This window comes from Maridesulfovibrio salexigens DSM 2638, from assembly GCF_000023445.1.
GTDB classification, from domain to species: Bacteria; Desulfobacterota; Desulfovibrionia; order Desulfovibrionales; family Desulfovibrionaceae; genus Maridesulfovibrio; species Maridesulfovibrio salexigens.
The window spans coordinates 3004783-3022043 of record NC_012881.1; the positions used below are offsets into that span (position 1 = coordinate 3004783).

Below are 17261 nucleotides of genomic sequence, written 5' to 3' on the forward strand. Positions count from 1 at the left end.
ATTAACTTTCCTCACTCCACTCATCCGCCAGTTCTTCAGCCTGCGACAAGACCTTCTCTACGGCTTCTTTCTGTGCATCCGGCGGATACTTGTATCTCTTAAGTATACGGCGAACCAGATTTCTCATTTTAGCGCGTACAGACTCTTTATGCTGCCAATCCACGGTAACGCTGTTTCTTAACTTCTGCGTCAACTCACGGGCGATGGCTTTAAGCACCTCATCACCCAAGTCACGAACAGCAGACTCGTTTAGCTCAAGCGCATCATAGAATGCTATTTCTGACGAATTCAGCCCCAGCTTTTCTCCGCGCTTAAGGGCTTCGTTCAGCTCTTTAGCCAGCTGTATCATTTCTTCAATGACCTGAGCTGTCTCAATGGCCCTGTTACGATATTTTGTAAGTGACGCTTTAAGCCTCTCTGAGAACTTCTTACGCTGTGTTTCGTTTCTGCGGGACTTTGAATGGACCTCGTCATTAATCAACTTTTGTAGCAGCTCAACGGCAAGATTGCGGTGCTCCATATGACGCACGTCTTCCAGAAACTCATCTGATAAAATCGAGATGTCAGGCTTATCAAGTCCAGCCAAAGCGAAAATATCGTCCACACCTTCAGGAACAACTGCCTTTGCCAGCAATTGATTCAGAACAGCTTCCTTTTCCTGCTGCGACAACTTCTTCTTCGGCTTAGTGGCCTTGGAGATAAACATCTTCACGGCCTGAAAGAACGTGATCTCATCCCGAAACGCCACAGCTTCGTCTAGAGTGCCACATAGGGCCTGTGCGCGTGTCATGGCGACCACGACATCAAAAAACTCTTTCTTGCGGTTCTCGTTGGCAACTACATAATCAGCGGCAGACGGCAGTAGTTCCACGGCCTTGGTGGCATACTCCGAATAGTCGAACTCATGGAAAATATCACGGGCGACCTGCAACTTCTCTTTCAAAATAAACAAAGCCTCGGTCACATCAATTGTCGGCCTACCACCACGCCCACCGCTATTTGTGTAAGTATGAAGCGCATTTTTAAGCTCACTTGCAATGCCTATATAGTCTACAACCAATCCACCCGGCTTACCCTTGAACACGCGGTTAACACGAGCGATGGCCTGCATCAGGTTGTGAGCCTTCATGGGCTTATCGATGTACATGGTATGGGCGCACGGAGCATCAAACCCAGTCAGCCACATATCACGGATAATTACTATTTTTAACGGATCGGCAGGATCTTTAAACCGCTTCTCAAGTGCCTTTTTCTGCTGCTTGCTATAACTGTGATTCTGCATAGATTCAGGATCAGCAGCATTCGAGGTCATAATAATTCTTATGCCTCCGTCCGCAGGATCATAAGTGCCGTCACTCATCTTTGATCCGGTCCATTCAGGACGAATAGCTGTTAGCGCATCAAACATCTTCACGCAGATTTCACGGCTCATGCAGACAATCATGGCCTTGCCGTCGATGACCTGCAACCGTGCTTCAAAATGCTGCACCAAATCTTCTGCAATCTGCTTAAGCCTTGGCTCAGAACCGACAAGCTTCGCAAGTGCTGCCCAACGCCCCTTGGTACGTTCAGCCTGTGCGCTTTCCTCATCTTCGGTTAGCTCATCAACTGTATCATCGATGACTGGCAGCTCTTCCTTGTTCAGATCCAGCTTTGCCAGCCGACTTTCATAGAACAGCGGAACAGTAGCCCCGTCCTGCTGGGCCTGTTCGATATCATAGATACTGACGTACTCACCAAATACCGCCTGCGTATCCTTATCTTCCAGCGAAACCGGGGTTCCGGTAAATCCGGTAAAAGTCGCATTCGGAAGCGCATCCCGGATATGCTGAGCATACCCAACAGTGAAAGCTCCCTTCTTCTCGTCGAGCTTAGACTGGAAGCCATATTGCGAACGGTGGCACTCATCAGCAATAACAATAATATTGCGCCGATCCGACAAAGCGGGAAATACAGTTTCACCGTCACTGAGTGAAAATTTCTGGATCGTGGTAAAAATTATCCCGCCGGACTGCCGCTCATTAAGCACCTTTCGCAGCGATGTGCGGTCTTCCACCTGTACAGGGGTATCGCTCAACAGGTCTCCGGCCTTACAAAAAGTCTCGTAAAGCTGACCATCCAGATCGTTCCTGTCGGTCACCACCACTAAGGTTGGGTTAGTAAGCTCAGGATGGCGGATCAGCTTTCCGGCAAGGCAACACATAGAAATCGACTTTCCCGATCCCTGAGTGTGCCAGATGACGCCCCCGCGCCCTCGCTGTTCATCCGATGCCGCAGCAGATGACGCCTGAACAATTGCCTCCACCGCATGACGCACCCCGTGGAACTGGTGGTATCCGGCAATCTTCTTAATTGTGCTGGTATCATCCGACTCAAACAGAACAAAATCGCGCACATATTCAAGAAACAGCTTCCGGTCAAAAAAGCCTTCGACAACGTTTTTAAGCTCATATTCAAATGAAGGGCGATCATCCTCTGATTTACGGTAACGCCACGGCAGAAACCATTCACGGCTTGCGGTCAGCGAACCTACACGTGCCTTGATCCCGTCAGATGCAATCAAAGCCTCGTTGAACATGGCGAGGTCCGGCAGCTCATGCCTATAGGTCTGCAACTGATTGAAAGCTTCATCCACACCGACGGAATCATCAACCGGAGATTTCAGCTCAATCACAGCCAACGGCAAGCCATTCACATACACAATCAAATCAGGTCGCCGTTTATCCTTGGTGCCCTGCAAAGTCAGTTGATCCACAACCCAGAATATATTGTTCTGCCATTCCTGAAAATCAATCAGAAAAGCCTTATCAGCTATGGTCTCGCCATCTCTTTTGTACGACACATCCAGACCGTTGCGTAGCAAGCGGTGGAACAATTGGTTGGCTTTAACTGATACAGGATGGGAAAGGGTTGTAAGCTGGTGGATAACATCATCAACCGCCGAGGAAGGAAGCTGTGGGTTGATGCAGGAGACGGCAGAACGAAGGGGGGATAGAAGCAGCACATCATCAAAACTGGACCGCTCACCGCTGCCGTCGGATTCCGGGTTCAGGTCCGGGCCGTGGTGATTTTCGTATCCTTCATCCTCAAACCAGCTTATGGCTAGCTTTTCCAGTGCGGCTTCATTGATCATTATTGTTCTTCCTTGTTCTCGTCTTCTCGGATCATGACATCGACAATTTGTTCAACAACAGGAGTTCTATACTCTTCAGGAACATTGTGATTTCGTAGCATGGTACGGGTAATGTTTTTAAATCGAGCATGGACAGAATCTTTGTGCTGCCAATCAGTAACTTTATACTCTTCAAGCGTATTGGAAAGTTTTTCGGCTAAATCTTCGATCTGTTCCACAGTATAGTATCCAACCCCCAAAATACTCTGAATCAACAACGATCGAACAGCTGCTGCTTCCTGCCCAACAGGTTCATTTGTAATAGGATCAACGGGATACTTTATAACCGGGACAACAAAATCTGAAGCGTTAGAAATTGGCTCCGGCCTTATGATCGTAGCTTCATCTATAAGCAAGTTACAGTATTCTGAAGCTCCGATGAGATCAGGAAATAGACTTCCATGATGGACGTTCATCCGTCTTAAATGCTTAACACATGCCTGCTGATTCTCATTTTTAATATAAACCTTGCAAATATACTTAGCCAATGCATCTGGCTCTTCATCTGGACTTAGCCCTGAATATGGATGTCCATTAACCATGAAATCTTCAGCAGTAATAACTTCAGTCAGCTTATTTTCAATTGTCGCATCATCAGGGGAAAAAGTGAAAAGGCCAGCCTGATTAACAAGCCTGCCGTGATCGTCCTTCTTCGGTTCAAGTACTCGAATATCGGGGACATCATCGTCATCTTCGATAAACGTTTTATTCAGGATGTAGACTGCCCTGTACGGGTTATCTGTTTCAGACGACGAATCCTGCTTTGAAAAGGCAAAGAATAAGGCGACATACGGTGAATACGTCCAATCAAGCAAAGGCGTTTTCAAGCCGTAATGCTGACCGATTGCCCATAATTCATCCTCTTCTTCGACGATATTACTATCCAGCAATCGTCCCCTTGCTGCTTTTTTAAATGCTTCAAACTGTCGACTTTTCAAATCTTGAGTAACAATCCCATTGCCACTATTACGAGCAAGGGAAGGGGTTAATCCCCAACTATACCTTCTTTGACCACGAAAGATATATTCCACACTGGAATCATTGAAAAAATCAGTTGAGACAAATGGAGTAAAATCTTCCCAACTCTCAAGGCGAACGACCGGAATTCTTCCACTAATCTTGTCAGCAGTAATCTCAAATTTGATCTCTGTACCCGGTTTCCAAACAGGAATTTCATTGCCCGGTTTTCTATCGAAGTAGTCACTCATCAGAGTTCAGCCTCCAGTTTCCTCTCAACTTCTGCCACTGAGAGTTCGCCTGAAATCAAATTTGGGAGCAGAGTGTCGCGAAGAGATGTCAAAGTTTGTCTTTCCTTCAAATTTGACACTATCTTCCTATATAGCGGTGATATAGCAGATTCAAATTTATTAAGTACCAACTCCTCAGGCACAATTATAGAAATGGGCTTAAAATTCTTTTTACTAATCTCTTGAAAAGTCGAACCGTTTGCATTGCTTTTAATAGTCTCCATATTCTCCTTACACCAGAAAAGCATATACATGCAGTTCAAGGACTTACTACATTCCATGGCTATAAAACCTTGATTAACGGCTGTATCAATTTCAGCAATAGCCAAGTAGCCAACAGGAGCTCTGGAGGACATGAGAAGGGTTCCCTTAGGCAATAATTTCGAACTAATTCTGTTTACACCTTCCTCGGTAATCTTACGCGCTGTATCAAGCAAGACAGGTGATTCTAAAGCAGACAAGTCCTTAGGTGTAGCCCAACAAAAACTCCCACCGTCCCAGAACAGAGGGTTCTTTGTGCTGGGTGTTGCACCGCCCTTCACGATGACTTCTTTTCCAACCTCAGAGACTCGCCACCCCCTTGGAATCTCTCCCAACCCCGAAGGCTCAAACGAATCAGGAAACAAAGCCGCTGTCTCAGCATCCATCCCCACAGGCTGTTCGCCCCTCGCTTTAGCTTTGACCGGATCAAAATCCACAAACCAGCTTTTGAAGATAGCCTGTGCCATTGCTTCGAGGGTTTCGTTCATGCGGCGGTTTAGGTCTATTTTTTCGTCTATGGTGCCGAGAATATGAGCTATCGCTTGCTGGGTTTTGAGGGGGGGAATTCGTATCTTTGTTGGATGGACAAAATTCCTATTGAGGGAAGGCTGAGCACTTCCAGAGTTGTAGCGTTTGAAATCAAACTGCTTCAAAAAATAATATGCAAACCGAGGATGATTACCACGGAAATCCTTCACATACAGCGCCGTATTAAGTGGCCAAAAATCTATATCACTATACGTCACGACACCAATCGAAGCCCCACTTCGCCCAACAGTGATTCCTGGCCCAGCCACTTTGGATTCATTATGATATCCCGTCACTCCAGAAGATCCAAGGATGGGAATGTCTCCAACTCGTCGTTGAGACTGCGGTAAGTCAATACCACGCTGCAATAAAACAAGGTTCTCAAAAATAGTATCCCGCCATTTTCTCTGCTTACTCATCCCCAAACCCCAAAATCGCCAAATTCTCACGAATAAGCTTGTCCAAACGCTCGCCTTCTCTCATCTGCTCATAAAGACTAGTACTCAACTCGCCCATCTTCTCTTCAAACGGAGGCCCATTATCCTCAATCTCTTCAGCCCCAACGTACCGACCGGGCGTAAGCACATAGTCATGTTTGCGGATATCATCCAAAGTTACAGCAGCACAGAAGCCGGGAACATCTTCATACTTAACGGCGGACTTTTCACCCACCTGCCAACTAAGCAAGGTATGGGCTATACGCTGGATGTCCTTCTCTGGATGAAAATCCCTCAAGACACGATCAAGCATGTACCCACAATTGCGAGCATCGATGAACAAAACCTCACCTGTACGATTACGGAGGTCTTCGATGTTCTGACCGTTGGACTTATCCTTATTCAGAAACCAGATACAGGCCGGAATCTGAGTGTTAGTAAAAAGCTGGCCCGGAAGAGCAACAATACATTCGACCAAATCATCTTCAATAATTTTGCGCCTGATATCACCTTCACCGCTTGTTGCTGACGACATGGAACCATTCGCCAGCAACAATCCCATCTTACCTTTAGGGCTAAGATGATGAATCATGTGCTGCATCCACGCGAAGTTAGCGTTGTTATCTGGTGGCAAGCCATATTTCCAGCGCACATCGTTAGCAAGACTATCCGCCCCCCAACCTTTGAGGTTGAACGGAGGGTTCGCCATAATGTAGTCGAAACGCATAGTTCCATGCTGGTCGTTGGTAAAAGTATCGGCAGGCTCTTTACCAAAGTCATACTCAATACCTCGGATAGCCATATTCATTGCTGCCAGTCTCCAAGTGGTGGGGTTGGACTCCTGACCGTAAATAGCCAGATCCGCAGGTCTGTGCGTGTGGGTTTCAACAAACTCTTCACTGGAAACAAAGAAACCACCGGAACCGCAAGCAGGGTCATAAATTCGCCCTTTATAAGGACGCAACATTTCGGTGATCAGGTTAACAATGGACTTCGGCGTATAATACTGTCCACCTTTCTTACCTTCCGCAGCAGCGAACTCGCCAAGAAAATATTCGTACACATGCCCAAGGATATCCTTCGACTTAAGCGATTCATGCTCAAACGGGATGCTGTTGATAAGATCCATTACTTCAGAGAGCTTTCCGTCCGGAACTTCAAGTCTGGCGTAATCCTTGTTTAGTACGTTTTTGAGTACTGGGTTCTCCTTCTCAACGGCAGTCATAGCATCATCGATAAGCGCACCAACGCTTTTGAATGTCTTATCTCCCCACGGTAAGGGTTCACCGGGATTCAGTTTCGCGCAATCCATAAGATTTACCCATCTACCGGACTCAGGAACCCAGAAAACATTCTCTTCGACGTAATAATCCCGCTCTTCGATTTCCTCCATAGGATCTTCATCGTCCTCAAGGAAATACTCATGATCCGGGTTGGTAAAATTCTTCAGCAGTTCGTACTTTCTCTGTTCAAAGCTGTCGCCGACATACTTCAAAAACACTAAACCTAGCACAACGTGCTTATAAACAGCAGCATCAAGGGAAGGAAGCAGCTTGCAGGCCGCATCCCAGAGTCGTTTATCGAGGTCTTTAAAAAACTTATGTTGTTCGGCAGTGGTCATTATTTACCTATTTTCTTTGATTTCATAATTTATGATGATTAGGCACAGATTCGATTCCAAGGTTCTATGACAAAACCATTAAAAAATATCAAACTAAATGCGGGATTACGATTATCAGATGGAGGCCGCAAATGCCATCGGAAAATTTCTATAAAAGATGAAAACCTATCTACTCAACAAAGCGACATGCGAAGCGTCGCCTCCGTCTCGGTTTTAAATGTTCGCGCAACCTGAATATTCAGGTTGCGCGAACATAGGGATTTCATATTGATTTGGTGCTTTTTGTGTGAGAAAATTGGCTTTGCAATTTTGGCGCAAAAAAGGCCGAAATCAATATGAAATCCCCACACTCCTCTCACCCCGAAGGAAAGGGGAGAGGAAGCTCTGTAACGCAGTGAAAGAGCATAGGTGAGGGGGTATATTTAGGAGTTAGTCATGAACTTTGATTATGCTGTTGAACTAAGCGAAAAAATAACTTCAAAAAGACGTTCTCCACGAACTTTGACAGACTATCGGAGAGCAATAAAACTTCTAGAAAATCACACTCCCCAAGAATATCGTTCACTTTCGGCTTTTAAGAAAGGCACCCCTATTTCCAAAAGTCGATATAGACTTCTAAAGGCAGCCTACCAATTCGGATGTGCTGAGAGACTCCTTTCATACTTAAAACAAGCAGAGGAACTTTCAAATGCTGGCGACTTTGCTTATGGAAACGCGCTTAAAGCTAAAGCATACATAGAGAGTGCACGCCTTTTAAAACAAGCCCCTGATTATGAACGCCAAAGATTCAGGCAAAAACTTGGGGCAGCCCACCCTGCTGTAGCAACAGAAATTTCTTCTAAGAAGCACAGCAAACGTAGATTTGTAGGAAAACTTAATAAAGAATTTCCAGATAGAGAATGGCAATTTAAAATATTAGAAGAACTGCCTGACCATCATACCTTCTCGTATACTCTTTTAGCTCTGACAGGCCTTCGCCCATCAGAACTTCAAAATGGCGTTTCACTCAAAAACATTGATGGATTCCTACACGTGAAAATTGAAGGAGCCAAAATTACGAACTTTGCTGGCCAACCATGGCGAGAAATGGTTTTCAATCCGAAACAAGATGAATTCGCGTATATGGTTTATGAGTCTGTACAAGCCGCAGGAGGGTCAGACATATGGCTACAGCCTTATTCTCAACAAGCACTACGGAAAAGCCATAGCAAAGCAGTGGAGAAAGCTCTTGGTAGCAAATGGAAGAATAAAGTAAGCCTCTATACTCATAGACATGCGCTGTCAGCAGATCTCAAGGCTGCGGGATATAATCCAGAAAAGATAGCCCTGGCCATGGGGCATTCATCAGATCGCTCACAGGCATATTATGGTATGGCCAAACAGGCGACCGGTCATACTGGCCGTGGATTAGTTGAGGTAAAGGCAGCTAGGAAAGTAAAATTGAATGAGCCTGTTGGGCAACGAATGACCAGAACGTCACTCTCTTTTGATTCCGGAAACGGTCGATAAATTAAGATTTATTGTGGACTAAGTGATTTATTACACTCCATTTCTGCCAGGAGTCTCCAAGGCAAACCTTTACCCTAAGTACAAACAGCTCAGACACGCTCAAACACTACCAGATATTTTCTCACTCATTATAAGTAGCAAGAAAACAAATTTACCATAAAAGCACAATTCATAATTTCCATAACGACCATTCAGTCACATCCAAAACTATCTAGCCAACACTTTTATACCGCATTACTATCACATTACGTATTGCAATAATCAAACTATTGATATAATTACCTACTCCTAAGAACAGGAGAGGTGATGGATTATACGACACTTGCCCCAAATGATAGGCTAGTATCAGGCCGAGTTGTACAAAAGGATATTGGCGTTTTTCATATAAAGTTGAACCCCAACAGTATAAGAGCTGATTCCGCAAGAATAAGTAGTGACAACTGTCCAGACAATTTTTGTATAGATGAACTAAAAATTGGGCAAGAAGTCACAGTATTTTTACTATCCCCCAAATTAAATTCAGGAGGGCTGTGGTACGCAAGCCTACTCCTAGCAGTTGAAGACAATCCATGGTTTACAAACATAGTCAAACGAGGAGAAATTGTTGGTGGAACTGTTGTAAACTATCATGGATATAAAACTGCAATAATAAGACTTGACCATCCATATACCGGACTAGAAGCACGCTTAGATATTAAAGATATTCCAAATTTTGGCACCGATATTTCCGATTTTTTATTAATTGGAGACCTAGTTAAAGGGAAAATATGCGAAATAGACATTGGTAATATCCTAATAAAAATAAGTGTGAATGAGCTGTTGGAGGAATTAGAAGATAAGGAGCTAGAATATAGAGAAAAGATGTTAAATGAGTCCGATAGGACAGAGCATCTCCCTCAGCCTGCACAAAACAAAGATGATGCCATCACCTCAGATGACACAAAAACATTAAAAGACTGTTCTGTATTAATTATCGATGACGACCACGATTTTACAAGAGAATTGATGCTATGGCTCAAAAGTCTAGGCGCTACTTCTATGATATGCAGAACACCTGAAGACGTAAAACTAAGACTGAACAAACATTCTTTTTCTCACATATTACTCGACTATCAGTTAGACCAAAGTCCTTATTTCAAACAAATCAGATCATTTCTTAAAAACATTCCTATACCTGTCAGCATAATGACAGCAGTAGCATACACAGACATAAAAAGCGAAAAACTAAATTCTTGGGGGTACTTACAAAAACCACTTTCATGCGACAATCTAATGAATTGGCTAGTATCTGGCGAGCAACCCGAATACTCGGACTCACAAGTATTTGACCCAATATGGAAAAATAGTACACGGACCGATGAAGTTCTTTGCAAAGTAAACCGTTTTTTGGGTGAACTGTGTGAAGATATTGGAAGCTGCGCTGCCTTATGGTGTGTTGAAGAATGGAAAAGGAAATTCTCTATTCGAGCATGGTTCAACTTACTTAGAGAGGACATGCTAATGTTACAACCATCATGCCAACACACAGCTATTCGAACTGCAACTTCTTCAGGGACGCCTATAGCTTTGCCTCTATACAAATCTGGGGCACTGGAGAAATGTGCGCCCAAAGAAGCAAAGCACGTTCTTGCCTGGCCATTGGAAGTCGACGGAAAAACCGATAGATGCATCGTTTGTTATAGCAAAAAAGAATTTTCGAAAACACAAATTTCAAAAATTCAACACAACCAATCCAGAATGTTAGACCTAGTTGATTGGTTGCAATTGACAAGATATTTAGATGAAACTGAAACATTTGCTGCAATGGGACGGGTCGCTGCAAGTAGTTTGCATGAAATTAGAGGTGTTGCATCGCCAATTGTACAAAGTTCCGTCAGACTGAGAGCAAAGGCAAAACGCATTAGTTCATTATCAAAAACAGAGATAATGGAATTACAAGAAGATCTCAGAATGCTTGCTGTCAGCGCGAAAACTCTTGAACGAACAGCAAAAGCCAATTTGGCCCACATTCAACTTGAAAGACGAGAAAAATTTAGAGCGAGAACCAACATTAAGCGAGTAATTAAATTAATAAAATCATCTGCTCTAGAAAAAGAAATAAGAATTATCACTGAACTTCCTAATACAAATCTAACCACAAGCATAGCTCCAACACCAATTGAGCAGCCCCTATTAAACATCCTGACAAATGCTATTGACCACCTTGATAAAGATTGTTGGGGAACAATAACGGTTACAGTTGAATTTCATTTCGAAGATGATCCCCAAAGGCCTTTACATATCTATATTGAAGATAATGGACCAGGAATCAAGAGTGACACTAGAGAAAATTTATTTACTGCACGTAGTAGCACTCGCGGCATTGATGGAGTTGGACTGGGGCTCTACCTATCCCGCAACCTACTGCGATCTATTGGCGGAGACCTTCTGCTTGTTAAATCAATTAGGTGGATTGGTACAACCTTTTGTATGAAAGTTCCTGTGAAAATTAATTCCTAAGGAAGAAGCCATGAGCAATCAAAAAATAGACATAATTATTATTGATGACGACATTCAATTCCGTCAACAGATGGCAAAATACTTCCAAGATCATTACGGATTAACAGTTAGACATCCACAAATATGGAAATATGATAGAATAAGCGAGTATCTAATCAACAATCCCAGCTGCGTATTACTACTAGATGAATTCCTGGGAGAAAAAAATGGAGTTCCAATTTCTGCATTAAGTTTATTGAAAAACATTAAAAGGACCAATTCATTTGATAAGATAAAAAACAAAATATGGATAATTACTGGAAATTCATCACCTGCAATTAACAAGCTACAAAGAATCACGAGTAATGTGCAAAACAAATGGTTAGCAAAGCCAACAACATTCGAACAAATTCTTCTATTTATTAAAAGTGATGGAGAGGAAATAGAAGGCATTGTCCCTCCTGACCTGGACGACAACAATACATGCTATAGAATTATTAATGACGAGAATGAAGTAATTTATACAAACAACTGGAATGGACCATTTAATAAACCAGATCCAACACATCTTTCTGCAGGACGCAACCCTAACAGAATAAAAAGCGTAACTATCGAAAGAGAATTTTGGGGAACATGCCCTCTGTCAGGTGAGGTTGGAGCTTTTACAATAAATCAAATTCCTGCCAAAAAAAAAGGGTTTTACATTCAATCTGTTGTTGATTCAAAAAGCAAGCCGAATGATCAACGAAAATTTTTTATTATTAATTTTTTAAGGTCATTAGCTGAATATGGTTTCCCACGAGGACGCTACTACGACCTAAGAGATGTGTCTGGCTCACAAGGAACAATAACACTACGCTACTGCAACCACAAAGAAACAACCGTACCTGCCCCATGGCAAGCTCTAAACGGTTCTTTACTAGAAGTGGTTAAAAATTTTGAAGGAAAAGACGCTAACGATAACAAATTGATCTACAGTATACTGCCGCAAAACCAGCTAAACGATGTAGATTACTTTGATAAAATCATTGACAGCAAGGGAGTACAAGACTGGCTACTAATCCCTTTTCTAAAAAAAGATTCTACGAATATGACCTTTAAAGTTAAGGGACTCTTTGTTTTTGATCGAAAAAGCATAGCACGCCCCACAAAGGTAGAAACAAATACTGAAAAAGACACAAATATTGACGACACACAGGTACAAAAAATTGCCCCCCTCTTCAGACCTGTGTTCAAAGACTTACGTGATCTTGAAGAAAAAAATCACCGCAAAGATTTAATGAAAAGATGGGAACGCATTAGAGACGCTTTAGACGCCCTTGCCCCAATTCAGGAAGCAAAGTATTTTTTCCAGACATATGTCAAGCTTGCTTGCGAAATGTCTAAAGCTGAAAAAGGAATTTTGATTGTCAAATGGGGACAGATGCCTATTGTGACTATTGTGGCAATTAATGAACAAGTTGAATGTTTATCTTTTTTTGAAAAGTGCAGACTTCCTGAGAAATCTAATTGCAATTTCCCTTTCCATTGGAGTGACACAGTTGACGGAAATCCCGAAAAACCATTCTCTGGCATAACTATCGAAGACTTAACTAAAGTAACTAAATATGGTCTCGGAGGCGATACCAATAGAGACCATCTAGAACGTGGAGTTGAATGTTTAAACAAAATTGGATCTTCAATTACAATCCCACATAAGATAAACGAACAAACAATAGCCTGCTTGATACTTCTACACGATGAAGTATACGCTTTCAGCGAAAAACTTTCTTCCATCTCACGAGATTTTGCAGCAGTTGTTACCCCACAACTTCAATTTTTAATTTCTAGATATAACAAAAAAATGTGGCAGCACAGTTTAGTGCATGAAATTGGTGGCTGTTTATGGGGAGCAAAAACGCCTATTGACGTGCGAGCCAAGCACAACCCAGAAGAATACTCAGCACCTTTAATGTTTTTACAGCATGGCCATGATTTATGCCAAAACTTTCTTGACTTGCATAAAAATATAAGGATCAACACTTCCAAAAAATTTCTGCTACATGAAGCAATCGATGATTGTTTTAAGCTATATTTACCGCTTTCTAAAGGGCACAAGCAAAACATACATTACTGTTCAAGATACAAAGAACTTGGCTCTATTTCACTTCATGGCAAAGAATATTTTTACCGAATCCTAAGGGTCTTGATCCATAACGCTATAAAATTTGGAGGAACAGAAGCAACTATTGATGTTCAAATAATACTGAATCAAAAAACAGCAGAGGTTATTATCAACAACCCTGGGCAAATGTCAGAGGAAGAAAATCAACTTAAATTTCAATCACATATTATCCCTAGAAACAAGTCTGGAAATGTCGGAGCACACGTAGGTCTTTCATTTGCCAAGCATCTTGTTGAAATGTGTGGTGGAATAGTTAGCGTTGAAAACACAAAAAACAAAAGAGTACAAGCGAGGGTAACATGGCCACTTCAATTAGAAGTCACATCAAAGGCAAATTAAAGGGCAAACATATACTTTTAGCTGACGATGAAGTTTTAACTACCGCTGAATATGAAAATGCCTTAATTGAAGCAGGTTGCAAACTAACAAGAGTAAAGTCTATCGAAGAGGCTTATCAAAGCATCAACAAAAACAAAAACAACATTGATTTTATAATTCTTGACTTAGACCTGCATACTGTTCCTACTGAATTAAAGAATTATATCCTTGAAATGGGGGATAATTGCACGACGAACAAAGCACAAGTACTAGGGCTATATCTGTGTGAGTCAAAAATAAACATTAGTTACTGCTACTATTCCGTTGTGGCAAATTCATATTGGAGAAACAAATTTGAAAAGGATGTAAATGTCTATGACAAATTTGACCTTGCACCGATCGACCTTGTCGAAAAAATATATGAAACCTATGTAGATCAGGACAAGAAATGATACTTTTTAACAGTGAAGCACTTACAATTGGGTTAGCGTTCTTCCTACTTTTTATTGGAGTCCAAGTTCACAAGTCTACAGGAGAGGGAAAAATTCCTCTTCATACATCTTCCGAAAACAAATTAATTATAAGTTTATTTAAAACATACAACATTATATATAAAATATCTCAACAAAACCCATGTAAAAGTCTATTCACAGCCGTACTATATGCTCTAGCTATTTCATTATCTTTTGATCCAATCAAAAATATATTTAGTAACACAGGACAAGGAGGAGCCTTTCAAAATGCTATTGGCATTTTTGCTCTTGTATTGACATTCTTATCAGGGGTTGCAATTGTATCAGCCCGAGATGCACTAAAAGACATATACAAGTCTAAAACATTGGACAAAAAGATAGCTAAAGTAGAAAGAATGCTATTAGTTGTTCGCAAAAATAGAAGACTTGCTAAGTACTTAACAATGTACACACGTGAACTTTTAGCCCCTAATGAACAAAGAAATAGAAAAAAATTACTAACATTAGAAATGATAATTGGTTTCTATGAAGAAATGACTGAACACTGTCCTCTAGACCACAAGATACAAACACTTTGCAATTGTCCTCAAGGCCGAACAATGCTCGACAGAAGCGATTGGGAAATAATTAAAGCTTTACCTAATTTTTATCGGCAATATCCAAATTACAGTAACATGGCTATACAGCTATATAGTCACCGCCCTAATTAATTTTGAACAACAATAGTAACGGGAAAAACATAGATGTTCATTACATGTAGTAATCTGCTTATTTTAAAATTCACCTTAAGTACAAGAATTCCAAATTGATATGAAATTTATCTTTGAAATAGAACAGGCTTTCCCTTAGTATTGAAATACTAAAGAACAATCAAAACAGGGTAACGTGTTCAACGAGAACCACAAGTCTAGTTGCGGTCGAATACCACTTGCAACTATGCTTATGGGAAAGAACTCTGAAACGATAAGGTCCAAAGTTTAAACTAAACTGACAATTTCGGTCCCATCAAAAAGGCGGACTGTCAGATCAAGTATGAACCACTACACTTGAATTGAATAAAATTAACAATATCTTTCAAGTTACTCTCTACTCTATATTCCCCCACTCCCTTACTGATAAAAAGCTCTGAATGCATGCTGCGAATCAAATCTACTGACAATTCATCCCCAGACTCTAGCTTGGACAATCCTAAATTCAATACCCTGATATAATTTGCAGCCATAATTAAGTCAGCGTCATACTTTGACACATCGCACACCTCATAACCAAGCAAATCATCCAAAGTAATATTGCAGTTATCTAACATAAAAGAAAAAAGTGTCTCCTTCTTCATTAATAAAGGATAAATACTCTTGAAATTATATGAAAGAAAGAGACTTTCAAGCTGACCTAAACAGAATGTTGCTTCAAACAATTTATTGATCAAATTCTTTTCGTATTGAATATCAAGAATCAATGCTTTAACACCCTCCTCTCCTAGACATGAAATTGTATTAATCTCAGTTAACTTTATTCTAATTATATATCCTTAATTAAATTTTGCTCATTTTTTTTTAATAAGAAAAATCTTTATTAAAAAAATTTAATTAAGGTCACTACTAGCATGTAGCATAGTTCATTTATGGCCCTAACTAAAAGTATTAATGGGATGACATCGCTGTCATCCCATCATTTAACTTGTTCCTCACGAAACAATAAATGTCAGCCTCTTCAGAACCCCTCTCTATTCCACAAATTGTTTTAATAAAACAGAAAGGATACTCCGATATTTCAACGCCTTGTCTCCATATACTTATGTATATATTCGATTGGTATCTGAACATCTCTGATCATTAGGTGAGTTCCCTGAAATTGCGTAATAACTGAGCTAAACTTTTCAGCTCCATCTCTAAGGATCAACTCAGACAGCCACTTATCCCAATCAGCGTAGGTATATCCGGAACTAAGTTTGCTTTCCTCAGCTTCCTTCTTAAGAACCTCAAGATCGCCATTCCCTCTTCTAAACCTCTCCCTTACGGCAAATGCCCACTTTGCAGGTTTATCTTTAACCTGCGCAACGGACCAAATCATGTCTTCTATTTCTTGAGACAATTCACCTGAACAGATTGGAGCACAACAACCATCACTTTTTGTTCTGGTTGTTCGAGGCCTGTTTGGGTCTTTTGGTATAGTAGGAACAATAGACTGGTCTGCTAGGCCCTTTGTTCCACTTTGGGCGGCCCTACCACCCTCTTTAACTGGCCCCAACGGCAGGTTCAAAAATATTGAATGAAATAATAATAAATAGGAACAACTTCGTTGCCTTTCTGGTTTCCTTTTCAAAACAAAACCTTTCTGCTCGAGACCCGAAAGAGCTTTCCTAACAGTACGCTCATCAATCCCAGCACGTGTTGCAATTTTATATTGAGCAGGAAAACACTTGCCGTCATATCCAGCAAAAAGAGCCAGCTCACGCCAAACAGACCTTTCAGAATGCGTCAGCAATTTCTGCTGGCGAATAAAGTCAATTATCGTTGCCCCAAAGTCTCTTAATGGCACAAAAACAAAACATGTCTGCGCTTGCTTTTTGGGTAGGGATGAAGGAAAGTGGATTAAATTACCATCAACATGTAGTTGATGCTTCTTGGGAGTTAGATCTTGCTTGGCGGCTTTTCTAACTCCCATATTTTTTTTTACGATCACAATTAACACCCTCCTCTTACGCTCTGCAGCCCATAATTGTCATAAGAGTCGGTAGTTTCAACTTTGGCAGACTCGACGAACATCCGTAAGTCACTAACTTCATACATAACCCGCCGACCTATTTTGGAATAGCGCGGCCCCTTCCCATGACACCGCCAGACCTCTAATGTTCCTGGTCTGAGTCCTAAAAACAAAGCTGCTTCAACCGTATTAATTAGTTTTGACATTTATAATCCTCCTTAAAATTTAATTAAGCTGGATCATAAAATTTATTTAAGTTCAGTCTACAATATTCTGAATTATTGAAGTCTCAGAAAACACTTCCTAGCTTATCAGGACAAAAAAAAACTAGCCTTCAAAAAAGGCTAGTT

General features: G+C 41.3%; 12 protein-coding genes. 5 read left to right on the plus strand and 7 right to left on the minus strand.

Going from position 1 to position 17261, the window contains the following annotated elements; translation table 11 throughout:
* Position 1: 1 nt before the first annotated feature.
* From DESAL_RS13840 to DESAL_RS13855, 4 genes are read right to left on the minus strand one after another with little or no spacing between them, the layout of a single operon-like run.
* A complete protein-coding gene (locus DESAL_RS13840; RefSeq protein ID WP_015852602.1) occupies positions 2–3133 on the minus strand; it encodes a type I restriction endonuclease subunit R in 3132 nt (1043 codons plus the stop codon).
* Complete coding sequence (locus DESAL_RS13845) at positions 3133–4380, minus strand: FRG domain-containing protein (RefSeq protein WP_015852603.1); 1248 nt, start codon at positions 4378–4380, stop codon at positions 3133–3135. The genes DESAL_RS13840 and DESAL_RS13845 overlap by 1 nt, the downstream gene beginning before the upstream one ends.
* Positions 4380–5627, minus strand: coding sequence for a restriction endonuclease subunit S (locus DESAL_RS13850; RefSeq protein ID WP_015852604.1), 1248 nt, complete (start codon positions 5625–5627; stop codon positions 4380–4382). Before DESAL_RS13850 ends, DESAL_RS13845 begins: the two co-directional genes overlap by 1 nt.
* A complete protein-coding gene (locus tag DESAL_RS13855) occupies positions 5620–7266 on the minus strand; it encodes a class I SAM-dependent DNA methyltransferase (protein WP_015852605.1) in 1647 nt (548 codons plus the stop codon). Before DESAL_RS13855 ends, DESAL_RS13850 begins: the two co-directional genes overlap by 8 nt.
* Positions 7267–7701: 435 nt before the next feature.
* Between DESAL_RS13855 and DESAL_RS13860 the strand changes: the two genes are divergently transcribed.
* The 5 genes from DESAL_RS13860 (at position 7702) to DESAL_RS13880 (ending at position 14918) form a co-directional block, all read left to right on the plus strand.
* The gene (locus DESAL_RS13860; protein WP_015852606.1) at positions 7702–8775 is read left to right on the plus strand and encodes a site-specific integrase; all 1074 of its coding nucleotides are present in this window, start codon (positions 7702–7704) and stop codon (positions 8773–8775) included.
* 306 nt (positions 8776–9081) lie between these two features.
* Positions 9082–11274: an ATP-binding response regulator gene (locus tag DESAL_RS13865; protein ID WP_015852607.1), complete on the plus strand. Its 2193-nt coding sequence runs from the start codon at positions 9082–9084 to the stop codon at positions 11272–11274.
* A 10-nt stretch (positions 11275–11284) separates the two neighbouring features.
* Positions 11285–13756, plus strand: coding sequence for a sensor histidine kinase (locus DESAL_RS13870; protein ID WP_015852608.1), 2472 nt, complete (start codon positions 11285–11287; stop codon positions 13754–13756).
* The gene (locus DESAL_RS13875) at positions 13717–14187 is read left to right on the plus strand and encodes a response regulator transcription factor (protein ID WP_015852609.1); all 471 of its coding nucleotides are present in this window, start codon (positions 13717–13719) and stop codon (positions 14185–14187) included. The genes DESAL_RS13870 and DESAL_RS13875 overlap by 40 nt, the downstream gene beginning before the upstream one ends.
* Positions 14184–14918, plus strand: coding sequence for a hypothetical protein (locus DESAL_RS13880; RefSeq protein ID WP_015852610.1), 735 nt, complete (start codon positions 14184–14186; stop codon positions 14916–14918). The genes DESAL_RS13875 and DESAL_RS13880 overlap by 4 nt, the downstream gene beginning before the upstream one ends.
* A gap of 311 nt (positions 14919–15229) precedes the next feature.
* On the opposite strand, the gene DESAL_RS13885 is transcribed toward DESAL_RS13880, so the two are convergent.
* From DESAL_RS13885 to DESAL_RS13895, 3 genes are all read right to left on the minus strand, one after another.
* Positions 15230–15664, minus strand: coding sequence for a hypothetical protein (locus DESAL_RS13885; protein WP_015852611.1), 435 nt, complete (start codon positions 15662–15664; stop codon positions 15230–15232).
* 314 nt (positions 15665–15978) lie between these two features.
* Positions 15979–16890, minus strand: coding sequence for a helix-turn-helix domain-containing protein (locus DESAL_RS13890; protein WP_015852612.1), 912 nt, complete (start codon positions 16888–16890; stop codon positions 15979–15981).
* Positions 16891–16892: 2 nt separating this feature from the next.
* Positions 16893–17117, minus strand: a complete 225-nt coding sequence (locus DESAL_RS13895; protein WP_015852613.1) for a helix-turn-helix transcriptional regulator — start codon at positions 17115–17117, stop codon at positions 16893–16895.
* Positions 17118–17261: the final 144 nt, after the last annotated feature.

What these genes read in the sequence shown, in the direction of transcription:
- DESAL_RS13840 (WP_015852602.1), bottom strand. Translation starts at nt 3,133, where the DNA reads ATGATCAATGAAGCCGCACTGGAAAAGCTAGCCATAAGCTGGTTTGAG.
- DESAL_RS13845 (WP_015852603.1), bottom strand. Translation starts at nt 4,380, where the DNA reads ATGAGTGACTACTTCGATAGAAAACCGGGCAATGAAATTCCTGTTTGG.
- DESAL_RS13850 (WP_015852604.1), bottom strand. Translation starts at nt 5,627, where the DNA reads ATGAGTAAGCAGAGAAAATGGCGGGATACTATTTTTGAGAACCTTGTT.
- DESAL_RS13855 (WP_015852605.1), bottom strand. Translation starts at nt 7,266, where the DNA reads ATGACCACTGCCGAACAACATAAGTTTTTTAAAGACCTCGATAAACGA.
- DESAL_RS13860 (WP_015852606.1), top strand. Translation starts at nt 7,702, where the DNA reads ATGAACTTTGATTATGCTGTTGAACTAAGCGAAAAAATAACTTCAAAA.
- DESAL_RS13865 (WP_015852607.1), top strand. Translation starts at nt 9,082, where the DNA reads ATGGATTATACGACACTTGCCCCAAATGATAGGCTAGTATCAGGCCGA.
- DESAL_RS13870 (WP_015852608.1), top strand. Translation starts at nt 11,285, where the DNA reads ATGAGCAATCAAAAAATAGACATAATTATTATTGATGACGACATTCAA.
- DESAL_RS13875 (WP_015852609.1), top strand. Translation starts at nt 13,717, where the DNA reads ATGGCCACTTCAATTAGAAGTCACATCAAAGGCAAATTAAAGGGCAAA.
- DESAL_RS13880 (WP_015852610.1), top strand. Translation starts at nt 14,184, where the DNA reads ATGATACTTTTTAACAGTGAAGCACTTACAATTGGGTTAGCGTTCTTC.
- DESAL_RS13895 (WP_015852613.1), bottom strand. Translation starts at nt 17,117, where the DNA reads ATGTCAAAACTAATTAATACGGTTGAAGCAGCTTTGTTTTTAGGACTC.